The organism is Domibacillus enclensis (genome assembly GCF_900156125.1).
Taxonomy (GTDB): Bacteria; Bacillota; Bacilli; order Bacillales; family Domibacillaceae; genus Domibacillus; species Domibacillus enclensis.
This window is the reverse complement of sequence record NZ_FTLX01000001.1, coordinates 112392-135425: the sequence shown is the minus strand read 5'-3', so window position 1 is coordinate 135425 and position 23034 is coordinate 112392. Positions and strand designations below refer to the sequence as shown.

At 47.0% G+C, this 23034-nt stretch carries 22 protein-coding genes, 2 pseudogenes and 1 other annotated feature; of the genes and pseudogenes, 12 read left to right on the top strand and 12 right to left on the bottom strand.

Annotated elements, in window-relative coordinates; translation table 11 throughout:
• The first annotated feature begins 29 nt into the window (after positions 1-29).
• Positions 30-962 carry a CHAD domain-containing protein gene (locus BW952_RS00700; RefSeq protein WP_045851086.1) on the top strand — a complete coding sequence of 311 codons (933 nt, stop codon included), beginning with the start codon at positions 30-32 and terminating at the stop codon, positions 960-962.
• Between the two features lie 262 nt (positions 963-1224).
• Here the strand turns inward: BW952_RS00700 and opuFB are convergent, their stop codons facing one another.
• The 5 genes and pseudogenes from opuFB to BW952_RS00675 all read right to left on the bottom strand — a co-directional run.
• A complete protein-coding gene (opuFB, locus tag BW952_RS00695; protein WP_045851087.1) occupies positions 1225-2742 on the bottom strand; it encodes an osmoprotectant update ABC transporter permease/substrate-binding subunit OpuFB in 1518 nt (505 codons plus the stop codon).
• A complete protein-coding gene (locus tag BW952_RS00690; RefSeq protein WP_045851144.1) occupies positions 2739-3674 on the bottom strand; it encodes an ABC transporter ATP-binding protein in 936 nt (311 codons plus the stop codon). Before BW952_RS00690 ends, opuFB begins: the two co-directional genes overlap by 4 nt.
• A gap of 131 nt (positions 3675-3805) precedes the next feature.
• Positions 3806-4165, bottom strand: a pseudogene (locus BW952_RS00685) (glucose PTS transporter subunit EIIB); the annotation flags it as partial.
• 68 nt (positions 4166-4233) lie between these two features.
• Positions 4234-5394, bottom strand: coding sequence for an IS200/IS605 family element RNA-guided endonuclease TnpB (gene tnpB, locus BW952_RS00680; RefSeq protein ID WP_414735809.1), 1161 nt, complete (start codon positions 5392-5394; stop codon positions 4234-4236).
• Positions 5395-5634: 240 nt separating this feature from the next.
• Positions 5635-6141, bottom strand: a pseudogene (locus tag BW952_RS00675) (PTS transporter subunit EIIC); the annotation flags it as partial.
• A 214-nt stretch (positions 6142-6355) separates the two neighbouring features.
• Here BW952_RS00675 and nagA point away from each other — a divergent pair.
• Genes nagA through BW952_RS00655 form a run of 4 tightly spaced genes read left to right on the top strand, consistent with a single transcriptional unit; the run spans position 6356 to position 9747 of the window.
• Positions 6356-7528: an N-acetylglucosamine-6-phosphate deacetylase gene (nagA, locus tag BW952_RS00670; RefSeq protein ID WP_045851090.1), complete on the top strand. Its 1173-nt coding sequence runs from the start codon at positions 6356-6358 to the stop codon at positions 7526-7528.
• Positions 7529-8254: a glucosamine-6-phosphate deaminase gene (gene nagB / locus BW952_RS00665; RefSeq protein WP_045851091.1), complete on the top strand. Its 726-nt coding sequence runs from the start codon at positions 7529-7531 to the stop codon at positions 8252-8254.
• Between the two features lie 14 nt (positions 8255-8268).
• Entirely contained in the window at positions 8269-8991 is a 723-nt protein-coding gene (locus BW952_RS00660; RefSeq protein ID WP_045851092.1) for a GntR family transcriptional regulator, read from the top strand.
• A 12-nt stretch (positions 8992-9003) separates the two neighbouring features.
• A complete protein-coding gene (locus BW952_RS00655) occupies positions 9004-9747 on the top strand; it encodes an SIS domain-containing protein (protein WP_045851093.1) in 744 nt (247 codons plus the stop codon).
• Between the two features lie 65 nt (positions 9748-9812).
• Here the strand turns inward: BW952_RS00655 and uvsE are convergent, their stop codons facing one another.
• On the bottom strand, positions 9813-10691 hold the full coding sequence (gene uvsE / locus BW952_RS00650) for a UV DNA damage repair endonuclease UvsE (protein WP_045851094.1): 879 nt from the start codon (positions 10689-10691) through the stop codon (positions 9813-9815).
• Between the two features lie 158 nt (positions 10692-10849).
• Between uvsE and BW952_RS00645 the strand changes: the two genes are divergently transcribed.
• A complete protein-coding gene (locus BW952_RS00645; protein ID WP_045851095.1) occupies positions 10850-11929 on the top strand; it encodes a tyrosine-type recombinase/integrase in 1080 nt (359 codons plus the stop codon).
• Positions 11930-12011: 82 nt separating this feature from the next.
• Here BW952_RS00645 and BW952_RS00640 read toward each other — a convergent pair whose 3' ends face one another.
• Together BW952_RS00640 and BW952_RS00635 are read right to left on the bottom strand one after the other, a co-directional pair.
• The gene (locus BW952_RS00640; protein WP_045851096.1) at positions 12012-12938 is read right to left on the bottom strand and encodes an MBL fold metallo-hydrolase; all 927 of its coding nucleotides are present in this window, start codon (positions 12936-12938) and stop codon (positions 12012-12014) included.
• 65 nt (positions 12939-13003) lie between these two features.
• Positions 13004-14083 (bottom strand): branched-chain amino acid aminotransferase, encoded by a 1080-nt coding sequence (locus BW952_RS00635; RefSeq protein ID WP_045851097.1) that lies wholly within the window; start codon positions 14081-14083, stop codon positions 13004-13006.
• A 196-nt stretch (positions 14084-14279) separates the two neighbouring features.
• On the opposite strand from BW952_RS00635, the gene BW952_RS00630 reads away from it, so the two are divergent.
• From BW952_RS00630 to BW952_RS00620, 3 genes are all read left to right on the top strand, one after another.
• Positions 14280-14915: an NUDIX hydrolase gene (locus BW952_RS00630; RefSeq protein WP_045851098.1), complete on the top strand. Its 636-nt coding sequence runs from the start codon at positions 14280-14282 to the stop codon at positions 14913-14915.
• A 27-nt stretch (positions 14916-14942) separates the two neighbouring features.
• Positions 14943-15152: a binding site (T-box leader), on the top strand.
• Positions 15153-15197: 45 nt separating this feature from the next.
• Positions 15198-16331 carry a glutamate 5-kinase gene (gene proB / locus BW952_RS00625; protein WP_045851099.1) on the top strand — a complete coding sequence of 378 codons (1134 nt, stop codon included), beginning with the start codon at positions 15198-15200 and terminating at the stop codon, positions 16329-16331.
• Positions 16324-17565, top strand: a complete 1242-nt coding sequence (locus tag BW952_RS00620; protein ID WP_045851100.1) for a glutamate-5-semialdehyde dehydrogenase — start codon at positions 16324-16326, stop codon at positions 17563-17565. The genes proB and BW952_RS00620 overlap by 8 nt, the downstream gene beginning before the upstream one ends.
• Before the next feature lie 32 nt (positions 17566-17597).
• Here the strand turns inward: BW952_RS00620 and BW952_RS00615 are convergent, their stop codons facing one another.
• Positions 17598-17927, bottom strand: coding sequence for a hypothetical protein (locus BW952_RS00615; protein ID WP_045851101.1), 330 nt, complete (start codon positions 17925-17927; stop codon positions 17598-17600).
• A gap of 102 nt (positions 17928-18029) precedes the next feature.
• Positions 18030-18623, bottom strand: coding sequence for a hypothetical protein (locus BW952_RS00610; protein ID WP_045851102.1), 594 nt, complete (start codon positions 18621-18623; stop codon positions 18030-18032).
• Between the two features lie 456 nt (positions 18624-19079).
• Between BW952_RS00610 and yfkAB the strand changes: the two genes are divergently transcribed.
• The 3 genes from yfkAB to BW952_RS00595 are packed head-to-tail and all read left to right on the top strand — an operon-like array spanning position 19080 to position 21932.
• Positions 19080-20204 carry a radical SAM/CxCxxxxC motif protein YfkAB gene (gene yfkAB / locus BW952_RS00605; RefSeq protein ID WP_045851103.1) on the top strand — a complete coding sequence of 375 codons (1125 nt, stop codon included), beginning with the start codon at positions 19080-19082 and terminating at the stop codon, positions 20202-20204.
• Positions 20205-20264: 60 nt separating this feature from the next.
• On the top strand, positions 20265-21632 hold the full coding sequence (locus BW952_RS00600) for an aminotransferase-like domain-containing protein (RefSeq protein WP_231581397.1): 1368 nt from the start codon (positions 20265-20267) through the stop codon (positions 21630-21632).
• Positions 21633-21650: 18 nt separating this feature from the next.
• Positions 21651-21932: a DUF6509 family protein gene (locus BW952_RS00595; protein ID WP_045851105.1), complete on the top strand. Its 282-nt coding sequence runs from the start codon at positions 21651-21653 to the stop codon at positions 21930-21932.
• An 89-nt stretch (positions 21933-22021) separates the two neighbouring features.
• Here BW952_RS00595 and BW952_RS19280 read toward each other — a convergent pair whose 3' ends face one another.
• Both BW952_RS19280 and BW952_RS00590 read right to left on the bottom strand, forming a co-directional pair.
• The gene (locus BW952_RS19280) at positions 22022-22159 is read right to left on the bottom strand and encodes a hypothetical protein (RefSeq protein ID WP_169714072.1); all 138 of its coding nucleotides are present in this window, start codon (positions 22157-22159) and stop codon (positions 22022-22024) included.
• 418 nt (positions 22160-22577) lie between these two features.
• Complete coding sequence (locus BW952_RS00590; RefSeq protein WP_076496155.1) at positions 22578-22943, bottom strand: sporulation protein; 366 nt, start codon at positions 22941-22943, stop codon at positions 22578-22580.
• Between the last annotated feature and the right edge of the window lie 91 nt (positions 22944-23034).

Below are 23034 nucleotides of genomic sequence, written 5' to 3'. Positions count from 1 at the left end.
GGAAACGATCACATCTGAGGTGATGAAAAATGGCAAAGAAGAAAAAAACGTGTTCCATTTGTCAGCGGAAGGATGTCCTTCTTTCCTTACCGAACGGATTTATTTGCGAAGAGTGTGCTGCGCAGTCGGCCGAAGCGGTGCTGGATCAGTGGCAGCAGCAGCTGCAAAAGCAATTTGACGTGTACGTTTCTTCCTGCAGTAAAAGCAAAACAGCGGACGAACCGGAGCCAATTCACCAGGCACGGGTAAATGGACGCAAGCTTCGGTCTCTTCTGGAATTTTTAAACGTACCTAAAAAGCATCCGCTTTTAAAAACAATCAAAAAGATTCATTCGCTGCTCAACCCGATCCGGGAAGCCGATGTTTTTTTAAACGCCTTTTCCAGACGGAAACAGACCGTTTTTCAAGAAGTGTCAGACTACGTGGAGCAGGACCGTTACAAGCACAAGAAAAAACTCCAAAAGCAGCTTCCTGACTTGGTAGAAAAGCTGAAGATGGTTGAGTGGCCATCTTTTATGCAAAACGAGCTTCCTTCCTATGCTCTTCGTATTCGGCAGCGCGCTCGAGTCCAGTCGTTTGAGCAGGATTTCCGTGAGCGAGTGGCACATTATCATCAGACGGCTGACGCACACGGGAAACAGGCTGACATTTCAATTGAAGCGCTCCATAAAGTGAGAATCCGCTCGAAAGCGCTTCGCTATATGTACGGAGATCTTGCCGAGCGGACGAGCCGTGATTTTTCCGAAGAAGAAGCGTATTTCAAAGCGATTCAAAGCCAGTTCGGCGACATCAACGATCTTCAGGACGGCTTGAAAAAGCTAAAGCAATATAAGAAGAAAATCAACACGCCTCGAAACGAAACCAAAAAAGCAGTGAAGAAATTGAAGAAACGCCTTGCAGAAAAAGTGGAAAAGGTCAGCCTGAAGAGCGAAGAGACAAAACAACCGAATCAATCCGCGTGAACTGTCATTTATATAAGCTGAAAAAAAGAACTCTGGTGCAGATCGTGGCAGGAGTGACCGGTATCCGTCATCTTCTGACCGATAAAAAGCCTTTTCCGGTCAGATCAGCGTGTTTATCAGCCACTCCTTTTATTTTATCGGTCAAAATGGATGGGTCCCTTGCTGTTCATTGACAAAATTTTTTTACAGCGTGAAAAACCGAACGACATGAGCGTCGTTCGGTTTTGACTGTGCAAACACTATGGTCTCCATCTGTTTTATCTTATTCGTTAAGCAATCCTTTTTCTGTTAAAAAAGCGCGGGCGGTTTCTTCAGCGGACTGATTATTGACATTCACCTCGTAGTTCATCGCCCGCATTTCATCGTCGGTAATATGACCGGCAAGCTTATTCAAGGAATCAACGAGCTCCGGATATTCCTCGGCTGTTTCATTTGTAAGGAGCGGTGCACCCTGGTAAGGCGGGAAGAGATTCTGGTCGTCCTCTAGCACCGTTAACTCATATACTTGAAGTTCACTGTCTGTAGAATACGCATCGATCAAATTGATTTCTCCGTTTTGCAGCGCTTGATAACGCAGCTTCGGCTCCATCGTCACAACGGACGGAAAATCAATGCCGTACAGCTCTTGAATGCCAAGGTAACCATCCTCACGGTCGGAAAACTCCAGCGTAAAGCCTGCTCTTATCTCGCTTTCAATCTGCTTCACATCAGTAATGGTCTGAATATTGTTTTGTTTCGCCAGTGCCGATGGAATCGCCAGTGCATACGTGTTGTTGTATTGCATCGGCTCAAGCAGCGTCATGTCGAACTGCTCATTCATGCCGTCTCTTGCCTGTTCGTATACTTTCACAGCATCTGTGCTTTCGGCCGTTTCTTTTAAAAATTCGGAAATAGCGGTGCCGGTGAATTCCGGATAGACGTCAATGCTGCCCGAATCAAGTGCGTTAAAAACGAACGACGTTTTACCAAGCCCCGGCTTTAATTCAACCGTAAGATCGGTATCCTGTTCAATAAGAAGTTTATACATATTAATTAAAATTTCAGGCTCGGCCCCGAGCTTAGCCCCAATGACAATTTCCTTGTCCTGCCGGCTAATAAGCGGCACAACGATCACAAGCAGCGCAATCGCCAGCAGGGCTCCGATCATGATGCCTGCTTTTTTAAAGGACATCCGTTCAAAACGGCGCAGCAAAACATCGAACACAATCGCCAGCAGCGCAGCAGGAATCGCGCCTAAAATGATCAGCGCTGTATTGTTCCGGTCGATGCCAAGCAGGATGATATCTCCCAGTCCGCCGGCACCGATGAGGGCTGCCAGTGTCGCCGTTCCGACAATGAGCACCATCGCTGTCCGGATCCCTGCCATAATGACAGGCATCGCCAGCGGCAGCTCCACCTTCATCAATCGGCGTTTCTGATTCATGCCCATCCCTCTGGCTGCTTCCAGTAAAGAAGGATCAACTTCTTTAATCCCGGTATATGTATTGCGCAAAATGGGCAAAAGGGCGTACACAACGAGGGCAATAATCGCCGGTATTTTGCCGATGCCAAACAGCGGGATGAGGAGGCCGAGAAGGGCAAGAGAAGGAATCGTCTGCATGACCGCTGATATCCCTATAATCCCCTCGGCTGCTTTTTGTTTTCTTGTTAAGTAAATGCCAAGCGGAATGGCAATTAATACCGCAAAAAAGAGGGCAATAAATGAGAGTTGAATGTGCTCCAGTAAAGCAGCGAGCAGCTCTTCCTTTCGATCGGAAAAAACACGGGTCATCTGGTTCATGCCGTCACCTCCCCGGCAAGAAACTGAATCATCGTTTGTCGTGTGACAATGCCGATCGGTTTGCCGTTTTCATATACGGTTAACGCTTCTGTTTGCGCCAGCAGCTGCATCGCCTGTGCAACGGTTGCATCTCCCCCTATGCGGCCGCCCGCTGATTCGTTGGCTGGGTACGCTCGAACGACCTCTTTCACCCGCGTGTGTTCTTTTTCCTGATGAACACCGATAAAGCTTTCCACAAAGGCATTTGCCGGATGCTGAAGAATATCTTCTGGCGTCCCGGTTTGCACAATCCGGCCGTCCTTCATTAAGCATAAACGGTCCCCGAGCTTCACCGCTTCTTTCATATCATGAGTGACAAACACAATTGTTTTTTGAATCTGGCGCTGCAGGCTCAGCAGGTCATCCTGTAATTTTTCGCGGCTGATCGGGTCCAGTGCGCTAAACGGCTCATCCATTAAGATAATGTCAGGATCAGCAGCGAGAGCCCGTATCACGCCGATTCGCTGCTGCTGGCCGCCGGAAAGCTCTGATGGCTTCCGGCTGCGGTAAATTGAAGGCTCAAGGCCAACCATGTCGAGCAATTCATCCACACGATGATTAATTTTCTCCGCACTCCATCCGCGCATTTCCGGCACGACCGCGATGTTTTCCGCAATGGTCATGTGAGGAAAAAGCGCGATTTGCTGCAGCACGTAGCCAATATTCCAGCGCAGTTCATGAATATCGAATTCACTGATTTTTTTGCCGTCAATTCGCACAGTGCCGCCTGAGATCGGTATGAGCCGGTTAATCATTTTTAGTGTGGTCGTTTTCCCGCAGCCACTCGGCCCGATCAGCACAAAAAACTCACCTTTGTCAATGGTCAAGTTCAATTCTTGTACCGCATGTGTTCCGTCGGGATATTTTTTCTCCACTTGTTCAAATTGGATCATGTCATCACACTCCATTCTTCTCCTTCATACCCATAATGCTTCTCTCCTATGCAGATTGTCGGTGTTTTTACGAAAAAAAGATGACAGGAAAAAGCCGAATGACTGTTTGTGGAGTCATCCGGCATTTTTCGTTATTGGTTTTTGCGCATCCGTTTTATTTCATCTGCTACAAATTGGACTTTCGTTCCGACAATGACCTGAATGCTGTTGGGACCGACAATATTGATGCCAGGAACACCGGTTGATTTGATTTTCGCTTGATCAACAGCGTCCATATCCTTCACTTCCATTCTCAGGCGTGTCACGCAATTGTCGACAGACGTGACATTTTGATCGCCGCCCAGCCCATCATAAATAATCGCGGCCATTTGTTCAAATTCATTGCCGGAAGGAGCGGCACTCACATTGCTATTGAGCGTTTCCTCTTCTCTTCCCGGTGTTTTCAAATCAAACTTTACGATTAAAAAGCGGAATAACACATATTGAACTACCCCCACTTACTCGCTAACGCTCCTTGAAGTGGGGGATTCCTACGATCACAAGCGTAACCGCCCGTTGTTTAGTAGGCTAGCCCCGCCGTCCCAGCGGTTGAAGAAGCGATGAGGCGTTCTGCTTCTTGTTTCAAATTCAGTCCTGCGTTAAGATCCCGGTCATGATGGATGCCGCACTGTGGGCAGGTCCATTCACGCAGCGCGAGATTCTTTACGTCTTTATGTTGATGGCCACAGCTGGAACAAAGCTGGCTTGAGGCGAAGGTTTTGGACACAACTACCACCTGCTTTCCGTACCAGGCTGCTTTGTACTCCAGCATCGTTCGAAACTGCGCCCAGCTCACTTCGCTGATGGCTTTCGCGAGGCGGCGGTTTTTGAGCATGTTCACTACCTGCAAATCTTCAATGCCGATGATGTCGTGGTTTTTGACAAGATCGTTTGAAATTTTATGCAAGTAATCCGCACGTGCGTTGGCGATTTTTTCATGAATGCGCGCCACTTTTCGCTTTTGTTTCTGGTAGTTCTTCGCTTCTAGCAGGGGCTGCTTCCGCTGGATCGCCCCTTGTTTGCGGCGTGCGAGAATGCGCTGCTCTTTCGCTAGTTTTTGTTCAAGGGAACGGAAAAATTTCGGGTTTTTAAACACGGTGCCGTCGGACAAAATGGCGAAATCTTTGAGGCCGACATCTACTCCGACCGAAGAACCAGTTTTCGGCAGCGGCTGTACAGCTGTTTCCGTGAGAATCGACACGAAATATTTTCCAGTTGGGTTGCGTCTTACGGTAGCGGATAAAATACGCCCTTCCACTTCACGACTTTTGGCGAATCGAACAAAACCGAGCTTTGGCAGTTTGAGCCGGTTTCCTTCAACGGCGATGTTGTTGTTTGTGCATTTGGTTGTGTACGACTGTACCGGGTTTTTCTTGGATTTGAATCGTGGAGCCTGATTTTGTTTCTTGAAAAAGCGTGAAAAGGCATCCGCTAAGTGTTTGACAGACGATTGAATCGCAATGCTGTCCACTTCTTTGAGCCATTCATATTCTTGTTTTAACGCAGGAAGCTGCGAAGAACAGGTGCCGTACGTCAAGCCTTTCCCTGTTTCCTTGAAGGACTCATTCCATAGCGCTAAAAAGCGGTTAAACACAAAACGGGAACAGCCGATGGTTTTAGCGATGAGGATTTCTTGTTCTTTGTTTGGATAGAGACGGAATTTATAGGCTCGATGAATAATCAAATCACTCACCACCTTCTTATCATTCGATGGAAAGAGATCGGCTGGTGACGGCTCTAATGAATCCACATTTGCGGATACGAACAGGCTGCAGCTGCCTCATTCGTTTTCATTCTGCATTCTCTTCCTGTTGCACTCAGTATAGCAAACAGAACGTGTGTTTGTAAAGTCAAAAGCAGCGATTCATCTCCCCCCCCTAAGAAAACCACTTTGAGGAGGGAGTCTTCTCGCCAAAGATGATAAAAGACCGGAAATCACAAGCATGGCAATGGTCGTAATAATCGACACAAGTCGTTTTCCGCTGAAGAACGCAAGAGCGTCATGCAGCTGGACGTGACTAAAGCGGTTATACATAATGGATGCGACAATCCCGGATAAAATACCGATAAACTGATTTCCGATTTTCTCAAAGGCGGCGTTCACGTTTTCCGGGTCGGTCCCTTGCAGCATGGCAACGGAATCTGTTGACAACAGTGTCGTCACGACAAGATAAGCAACAAGCCCGCTGAGCGCCGCCGATCCGTCTCGATCCTTTGACATGCCGAGCGCCACCCCGACCGCAAATAAAATCGCCATGTTGTCAATAATAGACGAACCCGCTTTAATTAAAAAGGCGGCCGCGGCATTATCTACTCCCCAGCCAACAGGATCAATCCAGTAGCCAATCCCCATTAAAATCGCGGCGGCCGGCAAGACCGCTACCGGCAGCATCAAGGAGCGGCCAATGTTTTGCAAATACTTCATCATCCAAATCATTCCTCCCGTATTTGTTTCACTAAAAAGAGAACGCTTTCACTACCTGCACTTTATCACGATCAAAGTATAGTTGTCTATACCAATTTAATGATAATTCAAAATAAAAACCCGTAAATTGTTTAAATCCACACTTTAATTGGTATAGACAACTAGTTTTTTATCCGATACACTAAGGGTAATCAAAAAAAGAACAGGACGTGTTGGAATGAACAATTACACCGTGTGCGGCGGCACTGTTTATGCAGAAGAGAAGATTTTTGCACCCGGATTCGTCCGCATTGTGGATGGGCAGATTGCGGCTGTCGGACCACTTGAACAAAAACCGGATGAACCGTCCTCATTAGACATTCGCGTGCCGGAGCACACACACATTCTTCCTGGCGCCGTTGATCTCCATATTCACGGAGCGGATGGAGCCGATGTAATGGATGGGACGGGTTCATCTTTAAACAAAATGGCGGCTTTTCTGCCATCTGAAGGCACCACCTCCTTTTTGGCAACGACGATGACACAGGAGCAGGAAGCGATCGAGCAGGCATTACATTGTATTGCTTCTTTTGACCAGACGGATCGTACGGCGGAGCTGGCTGGCATTCATTTAGAAGGACCATTTATTTCGAAAAAGCATCCCGGTGCCCAGCCGGCAGATGCGATTCTGGCACCGGATTGCTCTTTATTTGACGAGTGGCACCGTTTATCCGGCCGGCGTATCCGGCTGGTCACGCTGGCGCCAGAGGAATCAAATGGACTGGCGCTCCTCTCGCATCTTGTTCAATCGGACATTACCGCTTCCGCCGGTCATACTGATGCCACCTTTGATCAGCTGACGCAAGCGGCAGAAGCTGGATTGACGCACGTGACCCACTTATTTAACGGCATGCGCGGGATGCATCACCGCGAGCCGGGAACTGCGGGCGCAGCTCTTTTAACGAAAGAGCTTTATACTGAAATGATCGTCGACGGCATTCACATACACCCTCAGATGGTCCGGATCGCTTTTGAACAAAAAACAGCCCATCGTATTGTGCTCATAACGGATTCCATGCGCGCAAAAGGGCTTCCAGACGGAGAATACGATCTCGGCGGGCAGGCAGTCCGTGTAACGAATGGAAAAGCGGTTCTTCCGGACGGTACGCTGGCCGGCAGCACGCTGGCCATGCAAAAAGCAATGCAAAATATGCGTGCGTGGACAGGGTGCAGCATTCAGGATCTGGTGAAGATGACGGCTGAAAATCCCGCCCGTCAAGCGCGCCTTTTTGACCAGAAAGGCAGCATCACAGTCGGCAAAGACGCAGACATTGTGATCTATAACGACCAGCTGGAGCTTCAAAAAACCATTTGCCGTGGAAAAATCGCATATGAAAAAGGAGAATCGTAAATGAACATAGTTCGCGCTTCCAATTATGAAGACATGAGCAAAAAAGCAGCGGAATACGTGCTGCGCAAGCTATCGGAAAAACCCGATGCCGTTCTCGGCCTGGCCACTGGCTCTACGCCGGCCGGATTGTATGAACAACTGATCATTGAGCACCAAAAGCGAAATGTATCTTACCGGCAGATCCGGACCATTAATTTGGACGAATACATTGGACTGCCCGCAGACGACGAAAACAGCTATCATTCCTTTATGAATACGCAGCTGTTCCGCCACATCGACATTCCGCTCGCGAATACACACCTTCCAAACGGAGAGGCAGCGGATTTACCAGCTGAATGCAGTCGGTATGAAGCCTTGATCGATCACCTCGGCATCGACCTGCAGCTTCTCGGCATCGGGGAAAACGGGCATATCGGCTTTAATGAGCCTGGCACTTCATTCGGGCAAACGACTCATATGACCACACTCGCTGAGTCCACACGCCAGGCGAACGCCCGCTTTTTCCCTTCAATCGAGGCCGTTCCCCAGCAAGCCATTACGATGGGCATTGCCTCGATCATGAAAAGCCGCGAGATTTTACTGATGGCGTCCGGCCGGCGGAAAGCGGCTGCCATCGAGCGGCTGATGTCCGGTGAAACAGGAGAGGATTTCCCTGCTTCTGTGCTGCACCGCCACCCGCATGTTACAATACTAGCAGATGAAGAAGCGCTTTCCACTGTTACGTGAAAGGAAGAAAGACGATGATTGATAAACAGTCCCCGATGCCGATTTATTTCCAGCTGGAGCGGTCGCTGCGCAGCCAAATCGAAAACAATACATTAAAACCCGGTGACCTTTTGCCGTCTGAACGGGAATATGCCGAACAACTGGACATTAGCCGAATGACCGTCCGGCAGGCGATTACCAACCTTGTCAACGAAGGACTTTTGACGAGACAAAAAGGGCGCGGCACGTTCGTGGCGGAACAAAAGCTTGAACAAAAGCTGTCCGGCTTAACCAGCTTCACTGAGGACATGAAGGTGCGCGGCATGAATCCAGCCAACACGCTGCTCTCCTTTGAACTTGTACCCGCCGAAACAAAAGTGGCTGAACGGCTTCACCTGAAGCAGCACACACCCGTCTATGAAATCAAGCGTATTCGTCTCGCGGATGACGTACCGATGGCGCTTGAGACGGTTTATATTTCTGCAAACCTGGTCAAGGGACTGACGGAAGCAATAACGGCCTCTTCTTTATACCGGTATATTGAAGAAGATCTTGGACTCCAAATCGGCCATGCTGTTCAGTCGATGGAAGCGGCTATCGTCAATGAACAGGAACGAGCCCACCTTTTAGTGCAAAAAGGCGCGCCAGTATTATTAATTGAGCGAAACACCTTTTTAAAAGACGGCACACCGCTTGAATACGTGAAGTCCTCCTACCGGGCCGACCGCTACAAATTCACGATTGACATTAACCGGTAAAGGAGGTGTCCGATGTTTTTACATTATGTGAATCAAACAGCCGATATGCTTGTGAAAACCGCTCAAGCACAAACAGAGATAACCGAAAAAGCCGCCCGCTTTTTAACGGACAGCATTGCGCAGGGCGGCGTCATCCACGTGTTTGGTTGCGGCCATTCCCATCTTTTAGCCGAGGAGCTATTTTACCGGGCTGGTGGACTCGCCTGTATCAATCCGGTTTTAATCGAGGACATCATGCTCCATAAAGGGGCTGTTCGCTCTTCTCTCTTGGAACGGCAAAACGGTTTCGCTCATTCCTTTATCGATAAAGTCGATATTCGAGCTGAAGATGTTATGATCGTCGTTTCAACATCCGGCATTAATCCGGTGCCGATTGACGTGCAGCTGCTCAGTAAAGAAAAAGGGGCTAAAACAATTGCCCTTACGTCTCTTTCCTATTCAGAAAAAGCAGTGTCCAGACATAAAGATGGCTTAAAGCTTTCGGACGTATCGGATCTTGTGATCGACAACGGTGCACCATACGGAGATGCCATCGTCAGCAGCCCGGGCATACCCGCGCCGTTTGCACCTGTTTCCACCGTCATGGGCGCCGCTTTGTTAAATGGAGTAATCGCTGCCGCCATTGAACGATTGAATCAAACCGGCTTCACGCCCCCTGTGTTTTTAAGCGGCAATCGTTCGGGTGCTGACGCGCATAACGAAAAGCTGATCAAGCAGTATGCGCAGCGCATTCCCTTGCTTCGCTTCGAAAGCTAGAATACCACACACAAAAGCCGGGAGACTGTGACGATGTCATAGTCTCCCGGCTTTTTATTTTTTTCTCACAGAAAACGATTGATAATCTCAAAGGCTGCCTGCTCCTTCATCTTCGCTTCTACCATGACATCCACCGAGGAAGTTGGAAGATGATCGATCAAATAGCGCCAGTCGTCTTCGAAAATAAACGTGTGGTGCGCGCGGTCGGTTTTACTCGTTTTCCCTGAGCTAATGTGCATTTTAGGTGGAATCCCTAAAGGAATCCACGTGTGAAACGCTTTTTCCATTGCCTCCGCAACCGTGCTCCCTTCCTCATGATGACACGCATGATGGTGAATATCAAAACAAGCGGCCGCTCCGGTCGTTTCGCAAATTTCCAGCACATCGTCGATCGTAAATAATTTATCGTCGTTTTCAATGCGCAAATAAGAACGCACGTCAGCCGGCAGCTTACCATACGCCGAAATAAACCGGCTTTTCGCTGCTTCCTTGTCTCCGTATACACCGCCCACATGCAGAATCATATCGGTTCCGCCCGTCAGTGTAAGCAGCTTCGCGTGATAACGTAAATCCAGAATCGCTTTTCGAACCACTTCTGCGTTCGGTGAATTAATAAGCGTATACTGACCGGGATGAACCGAAAGGCGGAGATTGTGCTGCTGCTGAAGCTGTTTGATTTTCTTCGTTACTTCCTGGACGTCCGCATCCTCCGCCCAGTCCCACGTCATAACCGGATGTGTCGCAAACGGAATTAAGTCGCTGCTCATTCGGTAGAAATAAAGATCATGCGCAATATTCCATTCGATCACACGCAGTGTTTCATTTAAATTATGAAGGGCGAGCTCTTTTACTTTTTCCATCCCTTCAAGCTCCACTGTTTTTAAGCGGCACGTTTTAAATTTTGACGGCATCGTCATATTAATGCAAGCATACCCAATTCTCATTTTTTTCTTCCTTTCAACGCATTGTTTTATTCTAGTTCCCTATCCAAAGGGTCATGAATCCTTTTCAATCAGTAAGAAAAATGATAGGATTAGAAGTAAAGATAACTCTATATTATCTTGACTATACATAATCTGATTACTGTAAATGAGGGATTTTCATGAATGTACCGGCTCTTTTGTCTTCTCACGACGCGTTTTTACAGCAGCTCCAGTCCCGTCAGCATTTGCTTGATGATACGCGAAACCTGTCGCTGGCGAATTGCACGGACGAAGAATTTTTAGAATATTTTTTCGCCATTGGCATCTTAAAGGAAAACAGAACCTTTTCACCTCATACATTAAAGGCGTACCGGAGCGATGCTAAAACACTTCTCGCTTATTTAGCCGAATACGGGCTTGATTTTCGGTCGATTGGATTTCCGGAAGTCAAAGCATTTAACCGCTTTATCACCGCGCAATACAAGCCAAAAAGTGCAGCGCGTAAATTAGAGTTTTTCCGGCGTTTTTTGGAGTTTGGCTTCAACACTCATTTTTACGCCACACGCCTGGCTGTCTGGATTCAAAAGCCGCTTATTCAAAAAGGACATGTGGCGGAGTCTGGAGAAAATCGGACCAGCCTGCGGGAATTATCCTCCTATGAAGCGAGGCAAATCATCGACTGCTTTGCCACGGTCGTTCAAGCCGATCGAAACCGGGCGCCGTTAGAAGCACGCAACCGCTTAATCGGGATGATGCTGCTTACGCTTGGCATTCGGTCCTCCGAGCTCATCCAGTTGAATTGGGGGAGTTTTCGCCGCAGCCGTCAGGGCGATGTGGTCGTGGATGTGCTCGGGAAAGGCGGCAAACAGCGAACGCTGCCGGTTTTAAAGGAAACCGAACAGTTTTTATTTCACTACCGGTCCCTTTGCGGCGAATCAAGTACGTTTCAGGCCGAATCAACTGAACCTCTTTTCTTCTCGATGTACAACAAGAAGGATGTAACGGCAAATAAAAAACGACTTTCTTATGCCGCTCTTTACAAGCTGGTAAAAGACGCCGTTCGGATTGCCGGAACAAGACCTGATGTCAGTCCTCACTGGTTTCGGCACACATTCGTAACAAATTTGCTTGAGCAGGACGTACCGCTGGCCGTTGTGAAAGATTTAGCCGGACATGCAGATATTTCCACAACCAACCTGTATTTAGAACGAATTCAAGAAGACAGAATGCATGACCACCTTAAAAATGTAAAATTTTAGTGGTGCTTGAGATTCGCTCTCTCGCGCATCGAGAAATCAGTTTACCGGTACTTACCGACCTCGATGCAAATAAAAAAAGCACTCATATCGAGTGCTTTTTTGATTTAAAATGAATCATTCCTTGCGCGCTTACGTTCAAATCAATTTCCAGCAGGTCAAATACAGAATGATCGGACGGAATACCTTTTCCATCCAAATAGGCCGCAACCTTTTCCATTAAAGCCTCTTTGAGCCCGTCCACCGTTTTATGTTTTCCAAGCTCCTCCATATAAACATCCAGCCAATACTGAACCATGGTAATTGCCTGTTCGGGCTGGTCGGTCATACCGAAATGGCCGAAGTACAATCGATCTGGACTGAATTTCATGATTCGGTCCATTGACTGCTTCATCGCATTTGGATCAAATTGATTCGGCGACGTGGTCGGCATGTAAAAAGGGATTCCACCATCTGTCAGCTGCGCATATTGAATGCCCGCTGTATCACCGGTAAATACACCGTTTGACTTATTATCATATATGGAAAAATGATGATTCGCATGGCCCGGTGTATGAAAAAACGTTAAAATCCGATTTCCAAGATCGAGCGTATCTCCATCATTCATTTGAATGATTCGATCTGCAGGTACAGGGATAATCGGGTCAAATAACGGATCAAATAAATCCCCATACACCATTTTTGCGCTTTCAATCAGTCGACTCGGGTTTTCCAAATGACGCACTCCTTTTGGATGAACGATCAGCTTGGCATTCGGACATGACTGTAAAAACAGGCCAGCTCCACCGGCATGATCCAAGTGAATATGCGTGACGATGACGTATTCGATTTCTTCCGGTTTTATTTCCAGCGCACGAAGCCCATCGAGTAAAAACGGAACAGATGGGCTGGCACTTGTTTCAATGATGGCTTTTTTGGCTTCATGGAAGACGTAGGAGCCCGTCCGTTTCGTAAATCCAGAGTCATGTAAATCAATTAGTGATAAATCAAACCCAAGCGATGCCACTTCCATGTATCCACCCCATTAAAAAGAACGGCTTTCTGAACAAAATGAAGTCAGAAAGCCTCTTTTTTCTTTTATTTTGAAACAGGGACTTCCGTAATCCAGCCGAACTCGTCTTTTTGCGCCCCTTTTTGAATGGACGTAATCGTGTCATAAATGCGTTTTGACAGCTCACCTGTTTTGCCGCCATTTAGGACCATTTTTTCATCGTTCCATAAAAACTCACCAATCGGCGAAATGATGGCCGCTGTGCCCGTGCCGAACGCTTCCTCAAGCTTCCCATTCCGGTAGGCTTCCGCTACTTCATCCATTGAAATGCGGCGTTCAGCTACCGGAATGTTCCAGTGCTTCAGCAGTTGAATAACAGAATCACGCGTGACGCCGTGCAAAATGCTGCCGTTCAGCTCAGGCGTAATCACTTCTCCATCAATTTTAAAGAACACGTTCATGCTGCCGACTTCTTCGATGTATTTACGCTCAACACCATCGAGCCAGAGCACCTGGGAATAATTCTTTTCAGAAGCGATTTCCTGGCCTTTTAAGCTCGCCGCATAGTTTCCGCCTGTTTTCGCTTCACCCGTGCCGCCTTTTACCGCACGAACAAAATCGTTTTCAACTAAAATCTTCACTGGCGCGATGCCTTCTTTATAATAAAGACCGACTGGCGACATGATGATCATAAAGGTGTAGTTTTTCGCAGGTGCAACGCCAAGGAACGGCTCCGTTGCAATGATGAACGGGCGAACGTATAGCGATGTGCCTTCTGCAGTGGGAATCCATTCACGGTCGATGTCAATGAGCTTTTTCAACCCTTCGATAGCATAATCTCCATCAATTTGCGGGATGCAAAGCCGTTCGTTTGACCGGTTCAAGCGCTCCATGTTTTTTTCCGGACGGAATAAAAAGACCCGGCCTTCTTTCGTCAAATACGCTTTCATCCCTTCGAATACCGTCTGTCCGTAATGGAACACCATAGCCGACGGATCAAGCGCGATAGGCTGATAAGGAACAATTCGGGCATCGTGCCAGCCCTGCCCTTCCGTATAGTCCATCATAAACATATGATCAGTAAAAATTCGGCCGAACCCCAAATTTGCCTGATCAGGCTTTTCTCTTTTCGTGCCAGCTAATTGTACGGTTAATTCTTGTGTCATCTTTCAGGACTCCTCATTTGTAAAAATTCGTCAGCAGCTGCTGATGTATGTACTTCTTCTATCATACAATTTTTTTGAATATTTTCACACTATAAAATCAATTTTTTTCATTCTCTTCATTTTTCTATTATAATAGAATGAATCAATTTTTTCACTGTCCGCCTGCTGCGGACCTTAAGACTTGGAGATGGTTTTGATGAATGTCGATGCGTTGAAGAACCTTTTTTCAAACCGGTCACCTGAGATTCTCGGCAGTGAGAATCTGGCCAAGTTCTCCATTCTCCTGCCGCTCGTTCAAAAAAAAGACGGGCTTCACGTTTTGTTCGAGGTCCGTTCCATGTCGATGCGCCGGCAGCCTGGAGAAATTTGTTTTCCCGGCGGCCGTATCGACCCCGAGGATGCAAGCCCCGAACAAGCCGCTGTCCGCGAAACACATGAAGAATTAGGGGTCCCTCTTGACCGTATTGCTCTTTTGTTTCCACTCGACTACATGCTTACTCCTTTCGGCACGATTATTTACAGCTATGCCGGTGTTGTGGATACGACCTCTCTTCACTTAAATGAAGCGGAGGTTGGGGAAGTGTTTACCGTGCCGCTTGATTTTCTGCTGAACACAAAACCCGATCTGCATTACATTCAGCTTCGTCCTGAGCCGGAGGAAGGGTTTCCGTATCATTTAATTGCAAGCGGCAAAGAGTATAACTGGCAGACGAAAATGATGGAAGAATATTTTTATTTTTACGAGAATCGAATTATCTGGGGACTGACCGCCAAGGTGTTAAAGCATTTTCTCGATATCGTTCGTTCTGCTCCTCCTACGCTTGACAAATAGTCAGAATTGACGATAATAGTAAGAAATAGAGCGAAGATGATGGGATCAGTAAACGGATCACTGCCGCATAAGAGAGGGAGCTCCAGGCTGAAAAGCTCCTGCGGATACAAACGTTGAACCTGCCCTGTGATACATTGCTTATGAAAACATAAGCCGGTTTTCTCCGTTATGGATCTTAAGTGGGCGCATTTTCGCGTCAAAAAAGGTGGTACCACGGAAAGCATACCCGTCCTTTATGGACGATTCGGTGTGCTTTTTTTATTGTAAAGGATGAGTTGACAGATGAAAAAACAACGAATTGTCGTGAAAATTGGCAGCAGTTCATTAACAGATGAGAGCGGAAACATTGTCGAAGAAAAAATTGCTGACCATACGTCGGCGATTGCTGCCATGAAGGAGCAGGGACATGATGTGATTGTCGTGTCATCCGGAGCAGTGGCAGCCGGCTTCCGGGCGCTTGGTTATCCGGTACGTCCAAAGGTAATGGCGGCCCGCCAGGCTTCTGCCGCCGTTGGACAAAGCCTTCTTATTCAGCGCTATATTTCACATTTAACGCCAAAGGGCATTACGGCCGCTCAAATGCTTTTGACAAAGGGTGACTTTTACTCAAAAGGACGGTTTCAAAACTTTTATACAGCGATGACAGAGCTTCTGAGCCGCGGAGCCGTTCCGATTATTAATGAAAATGACTCCATTTCCATTGAAGAGCTGACATATGGAGATAACGATATGCTCTCAGCTCTTGTGAGCGGGTTTTTGCAGGCAGACGGCCTGGTCATTTTAACCGATATAAACGGTTTATATGACAGCAACCCAAAAACGAATGCTGGTGCCAAGCGGTTTAATTTTGTACCGGAGATTTCACCTGAGCTTTTAGAAGCAGCAGGCGGCAGTGGATCATCCGTCGGCACAGGCGGAATGAAATCAAAGCTGCTCGCTGCTGATAAAGCACAGTCTCTTGGCGTCTCTGTCTTTATTGGCAATGGATCAGGCGAGCGCAAGCTTCTTGATATTATGGAAGGAAAAGGCGATGGCACGTACATTGGTTCACCGATGAACCCCCATATGCAGCGAAAAAAACAATGGCTCGCCCATCATGCCAAACCGTCCGGTGTTGTAAAGGTGGATGACGGAGCGGAAAAAGCCATCGTCAAAGGCGGAAAAAGCCTCCTGCCTGTCGGTATTCTTTCCATTGATGGCTTATTCGATGCGCTGGATGTGGTGGACGTATGCAATCAACACGGCCAGCTGCTCGGACGCGGACAGGTTTTTTATTCATCGGTTGATCTTCAAAAAGTAAAAGGGCTGCCCGGACCTGAAGCAAAAGCGTATTCGATCAATGAACGGGCAGAAGTGATTCACCGCGACAACTGGGTGGCATTAAAAAATGAAGCGAGGAGTGGAAAAAATGAATGAATTAATTCAAAAAGCATCCTTATTAAAGCAGTCTTCTTTTAACATGGCGATGAAAACGACCGATGAAAAAAACGAGGCGCTTTTGCTGATTGCCGACGCGCTTATAAAGCAGACACCGGCGATTTTAGCGGCGAATGAGCAGGACATGGAAGCGGGACGCCAGGCCGGGTTCGCGGATTCCTTGCTTGACCGGCTGCAGCTGACAGAAGACCGGATTACGGCCATTGCTGAAGCAGTTCGCCAGCTGACCAAGCTGGAAGATCCAATTGGCGAGGTTGTTGAATCATGGACAACCGAGCACGGACTTGAGATTGAAACCATTCGTGTACCTCTTGGCGTTGTCGGCATGGTGTATGAGGCTCGTCCCAATGTAACGGTAGACGCGGCCACGTTATGCTTAAAAGCAGGAAATGCCGTTTTGCTTCGCGGCAGTACGTCTGCCCTTCATTCAAATAAAGCCCTGACGGCTGTAATGAAGCAAGCGCTTGAACAGTCTCCGCTGCCATCAGATGCTCTTCAGCTGCTTGAAGATACGAGCCGTGAAACAGCAGCCAGAATGTTTAAACTGAACGATTATTTAGATGTGCTGATCCCACGCGGCGGCGCCGGCTTAATTCAAACCGTCATTGAGCAGTCAACCGTACCGGTTCTTGAAACCGGTGTGGGCAACTGTCATATTTTCATCGACGAATCTGCCGAAAAACAGATGGCCATCGACATTGCGTTAAATGCCAAAACGCACCGTCCGTCTGTCTGCAATGCAGCCGAAAGCGTATTGATCCACAAAAATTGGCCGCATCAGCAGGAGTTACTCGCTGCCCTGCACCAAGCCGGTGTGGAAGTACGCGGGGATGAAGGATTAGCGAGCCAGTATGATCACGTCATCGCCGCTACTGAAAAAGACTGGGGGCAGGAGTTTTTAGCAATGACATTGTCCGCAAAGCTTGTCGGCAGCACAGAAGAAGCTGTTTCCCACATCAACCGTTATGGCACAAAGCATTCTGAAGCCATCGTGACCGACAGCGACGCGAACGCCGAGTTGTTTTTCCGTGGAATTGATGCAGCCGTTTTATATCGCAACGCATCCACTCGCTTTACAGACGGCGAACAATTTGGCTACGGCGCAGAAATCGGCATTAGCACTCAAAAGCTTCATGCGCGCGGTCCAATGGGCCTTAAAGCGATCACAACGGTTAAATCCCTTGTACGGGGTTCTGGGCAAATTCGCCACTAAAAAAGCACCGGCATTTTTTTGCCGGTGCTTTTTTACATGAATGCTTTATCTATATAACCGCTTTCTTTTAAAATAAATCCGTCCTGTATAAGCGCTTCCCATAGAACACGGTCGAGTGCATAAGGAGATCGTCCTTGCAGCTCTTTTAACGACTGTTTATCAAAATGAAACGAATAAGAAAACCCGTCAATAATGAAGAATCCGGATACGTTTTCAGATTCATTTGCCCAATTGAACAGAAGCATCGTATCGCTTCCCCAGTCCGACAGCTGTTTTTCCATACAATTGATCACATGGAAAAAGAAGCTTTCCTGATCCATGACTCTAGCTAAGTATCCTCGCAGCATTCCCGATGTATTCATAACGTGCTTCCCCCTATAAACCCTTTTCATATAGGGCTTGTTCCCCAATTCAACATTTTTTAAACAAAAAAGCACACCCGCTTCGAGATGTGCTTTTAAACTTTATTTTACTTCATTAATGACGAGCTGTTCCCCATTTTCAACATAAACGAACGTAACACTGTCTCCTTCGTTCATCGCTTCAAACTTCGCCATCGTTTCACTGCCAGCCTCTACCTGATACGCATTTGGCACACCGTCCACTTCAATTTCGACGGTATGCGGATCTGCTTGTCCATTATACGTACCAGTTGCTTCCGTTCCTTCAACCGCTGGTTCCTCTGCAGGCTCCTGCTCTTCCTCGGTTGCATTCTCTACATTTTCCTGAACATCGGCCGCTTCTTCTTCAACCGTTTCTCCGATATCAGCTGCTTCTTCTTCAATGGAATCGGCTGCTTCGCCAAGGCTGTCCTGTGCATCCTGTGCGGCTTGCTCCGCTTCTTCCACTACATTTTCAGATGTATCTGATGCGCCAGCACCCGTATCTTCAACCGTTTCTTCTCCAACAGCAGGTTCGGTTTCCTCTGTTTCAGCCGGTACGGTAGTTTCTTCCACTGTTTCTTCTTCTGGTGCCGCATTTTCGGAATCAGCAGAACAGCCAGCGAGCACTCCTCCCGCAAGCAATGCAGCCCCCATGAAGCCTGTTACCTTTTTCATTATGTATGTCCTCCTTACATGTTGTTACCACACATCATACTTGTTTTTCCTTTTGAAGAAAAGCAATATGGCAAAAACACGTAATAAATGAATGAATTTCACTATTTCGAAGGTCCTGCCAGTCAAGGCGGATTCGGGCGGTATGTTTTAGAAAATGGAGCAAAAAGGGAGTCAATCGGTCTTTGATACCTGCACGGGGTCAATCGCATTTTCGTTTGCACCTTACTTATTCGTACCTTTATGCGGTCCGTTTTGCGAATCAAGACGGTTGCTTCTTTTTTGACCATTCAAACACCTCTTCCATGTTTTTAAGGAATGACCTTTCCTTTATTTATCATACGATATCATTATGAAGAATATGTGAATATTTTCTATAGAATTGTAAATACTGCTTTCTTTTTCATTTTGGCTAAAAAGCGGTATAATAGTATGTTGAAAGAAAAATGAGGTGTTAAAATGAAACAAAAAATCTCGCCTGAGTTTGATCCGTGGGAAAGCTACCTGGATATTGACCTGACAGGAGCTGCTCGGTTATCTAATATTGAATTGACGACGACTACTCTTTGCAATATGCGATGCGAGCATTGTGCGGTCGGCTACACACTGCAAACAAAGGACCCGGAGGCGCTTCCGCTGTCTTTGATCCTTAAAAGGCTGGATGAAATACCCGAGCTCCGTTCATTAAGCATTACCGGCGGGGAGCCAATGCTGTCAAAAAAGTCGGTTGAGCACTATGTAGAGCCGTTGCTTCGCTATGCTCACGAACGTGGCATTTATACTCAAATGAACTCCAATTTAACGATTGATGCCGGACGGTACGAAAAAATCGCTCCTTATTTGGATGTGCTGCACATCTCTCACAATTGGGGCACCGTGGATGATTTTGTGGAAGCTGGATTTGCCAATATGGAGCGAAAGCCCTCCTACAGCCAGCGGGAAACATTATTCACCCGTATGATCGAAAATAGCCGGATTTTGTCCGGTGCGGGAGTTATGGTATCAGCCGAAACGATGCTGAACAAGCGGACGCTTCCACATATGGCTCATATTCACCGTCAAATAACGGATGAAATGAACTGTGCCCGTCACGAATTGCATCCAATGTATCCGAGCGATTTTGCGAGTGCGCTTGAGTCTTTGTCATTGGATGAAACGCGTGATGCCATTCATCAGTTGCTTGACGTTCGCCGCGAGGACGTTTGGATGCTGTTCGGGACTCTCCCGTTTTTTGCCTGCAGCCCAGATGAACGGGACCGGGCACTTATTGAACGTCTTCAACAGGAACCGCTTGTCACCGTCCGAAATGATCCGGACGGACGGTCGAGACTGAACGTCAACATTTTCACCGGAGACATTATTGTAACGGATTTTGCGGATGCGCCTTCGCTTGGCAATATTCAAGAAAACGCATTGCAGCAAGCGTATCAGACCTGGTCCAGTTCTGCTTTATCGAAAGAAATTGATTGCCATTGTGCGTCAGTCCGCTGTCTCGGTCCTAATCTTCTCGTTAAAAAAGCGTATTATCCCGATGTCGATTTCACCCAAAGAACCGCTCATTCAGGCAAGGAGGTCTATCAATGAAACCGATCATTGCAAGCGGACCTTTTCGCACTTGGGTAAACCATGCTTACTGGAGCTGCGATGAAGAAAAGCATTAAATCTGACTTTGTTGCGGGCTGGATTAAGGAACAGATTGCAGCGGGCAAATGGGCGGTCGGCATGAAGATTCCGAGCCAGCGGGTGCTTGCAGAAGATTTATCCGTGAACCGCAGCACGGTTGTTGCTGCACTGGATCAATTAAAAGCAGAAGGCATCATTGAAGGAGTTATGGGGAAAGGCACCCTTGTAGCAAACAACACCTGGTCCCTTCTCGCTTCCCTGCCCTCTCCTGATCGTGATATGACTCCATCGGCACATGCCGGCATCATTGATTTAAGCAGGGGCGAGCTGGCCGAAGATGTGTTTCCAGAAAATTATTTAAATGATGTTCTCAGCCGCCTTTCCGGGAAAATCCAAACGCTCGGCTACGAGGAACGAGGCGGCTATGAGCCTCTTCGTGAAGCCGTTGCCGGGTACATGGCCAGGCAGGGGACGCCTGTATCGCCGTCTTCGATATTAATCGTTTCCGGTGCGATGCAGGGCTTTCAGCTGATTGCATCCGGCTTGCTTGAAGCGGGCTCTTCGATTTTGCTTGAGGAGCCGTCTTATTTGTATTCGATTCATACCTTTCAATCATTAGGCATGTCGTTAAAAGGGATTCAGATGGACGAGGAGGGGCTGCTTTTGTCTTCCTTGCAGTCTGCCTGGACTTCCGGTCAAAAGGGAGCCCTGTACACGATTCCCTCCTTTCACAACCCGACCGGCACGCTCATGAGCCTGGAGAGAAGAAAAGACATTCTTTCCTTTGGCAGCTCGCATAAGCTGCCGATTATAGAGGATGATATTTATCGGGATCTATGGCTTGATTCTCCGCCCCCTCCTTCTCTTAAATCGATGGATGCTGCGGGAAATGTTCTGTACATCAGCAGCTTGTCCAAAACATTAAGTCCGGGACTCCGGATTGGCTGGATTGCGGGCTCCGAGGCCGTCATCGAGCGGCTATCCAATGTGAAAATGCAGGCGGATTATGGAACGAGCTCTCTGTCACAAAGAGTCGCAGCTGAATGGCTCGGTGAAGGTCTTTATGAGCATCATCTTCAATTTGTCCGGAATGAGCTGCGAAAACGCAGGCTGGCGGCTTCTCATTCTCTGCAAAGATATTTATCAGACCTGGCGGAATGGACCATTCCAAAAGGCGGCTTTTTCATCTGGCTTCGCTTGAATCAGCCGATTTCGTTAAAAGAATTGTACACAGAATCATTAAATGAAGGTATTTTATTTCATCCGGGCAGTATTTATACAGAGGGGTCTTCCCGCGCCATTCGGCTTTCGTTTGGATACGCAAGCCCTGATCAGTTTGAAGAAGGCATTAAACGGATGAAAAAATGGATTATTGCCCTGTCTAAATAAAAAAGGAGGAACACAAACATGAACATTACAGACCACACATTAGAGAAAATGGACGATCCATTTGGCATTTTAGAAGGAGAACGGTACGAATACTATTTATTCGCGCAGGTGGATGAAGACGATGAGCTGTATTCGCCAGAAGGCATGTATATCCGCGTGCTGTACGTCGTAACTGAAACTGAACAAAAAATAGCTGGAATGTTTCTTCACAACCGCTCAGACGATAGCGTCCTTGATTTTGAGCTTGAGGACGATGAGCTCGACATGATTAAGGATTACTGCCAGAAACACTTGAAATAATAAAAACCCCCGCCGGCTTCGTTTCTGCTGACGGGGGTTCTATACGTCTTCTTCAACAGCTGGCTTCGTATCAATCATTCCCTTCAATATTAAATGGCTTTTCGAATGTACAATTCAATTTGTTCTTCAGTTAAGTTATGCATAAATCGGTAAAACGGAATTTGTTTCATTCCAAATGATTCACACATTTCATTATAATACTCATATGCTTCACGATACATTTCCATCTCAACCATCCCTTCTGTTATATAACAATTTATTTTTATTAAAATTAATATATAACAGATGATTCGAGTTGTCAATTATATTTTTTTAAAAAAAACAGAAATGAATCTGCTTTTTTTGTATAGTGTTGAAAAACAACTGGTCAAGAGAGAACGGATGTTTTTTCGGGATTGTTTCCTTTTTTCTTAGTAAAAAATAGGCTATTTTTCTAGAAAAGAACATGCTTGGAGCAAAGCGACAAAAGTTAGCTCACCGCCCGCCCCTCCGAACGCGAAGTCCTGCAGAAGCCGCCCGGACAGTGTTCGCGCAAGCGCATTAGCTTTGAAAAAGAAAAAATGTCACCTCTTTTCACTGCACATTCTTTTTTCAACAGCATGAAAAAAAAGCAGAAATGAATCTGCTTTTTTTACTGTCAATCTTTTAAGTTGTACGAACAAAAATTTCATCCTCATCTTCCGGATCAACAGCCTGGTCGACAAAGACCTTCGTTCGGATAAACCACTTATGTTTATCATCTGTGAAATGGCTGTCTTCGGGAAGTGTAACGGAAAAAGGCACATTAATTTCCTCGTCCGTTTTAATATTCCGCTGAAAATCAATGGTGACCTCTTCAATATGCTTGTCATGCCAGGAAAAGTCGCTGTCTTCTTTGACCTCTTCATATTGCATGTAAAGTAGCACCTGAATTTTCTCAATCGGCTCCTCTGCCTGCCCCCCTGTGACAAACACTTCTCCATGAATCGTTTCGCCGTGTTTAGTGCAGAATAAATATGCAGAACATTGCAAGGAATTTATACATAGTTTTGCAGCATGATTTGCTGGAAATAAAAAAAGGACTTGCTAGTCACCCAAGTCCCCTCTACTGTTAAAGTGCGAA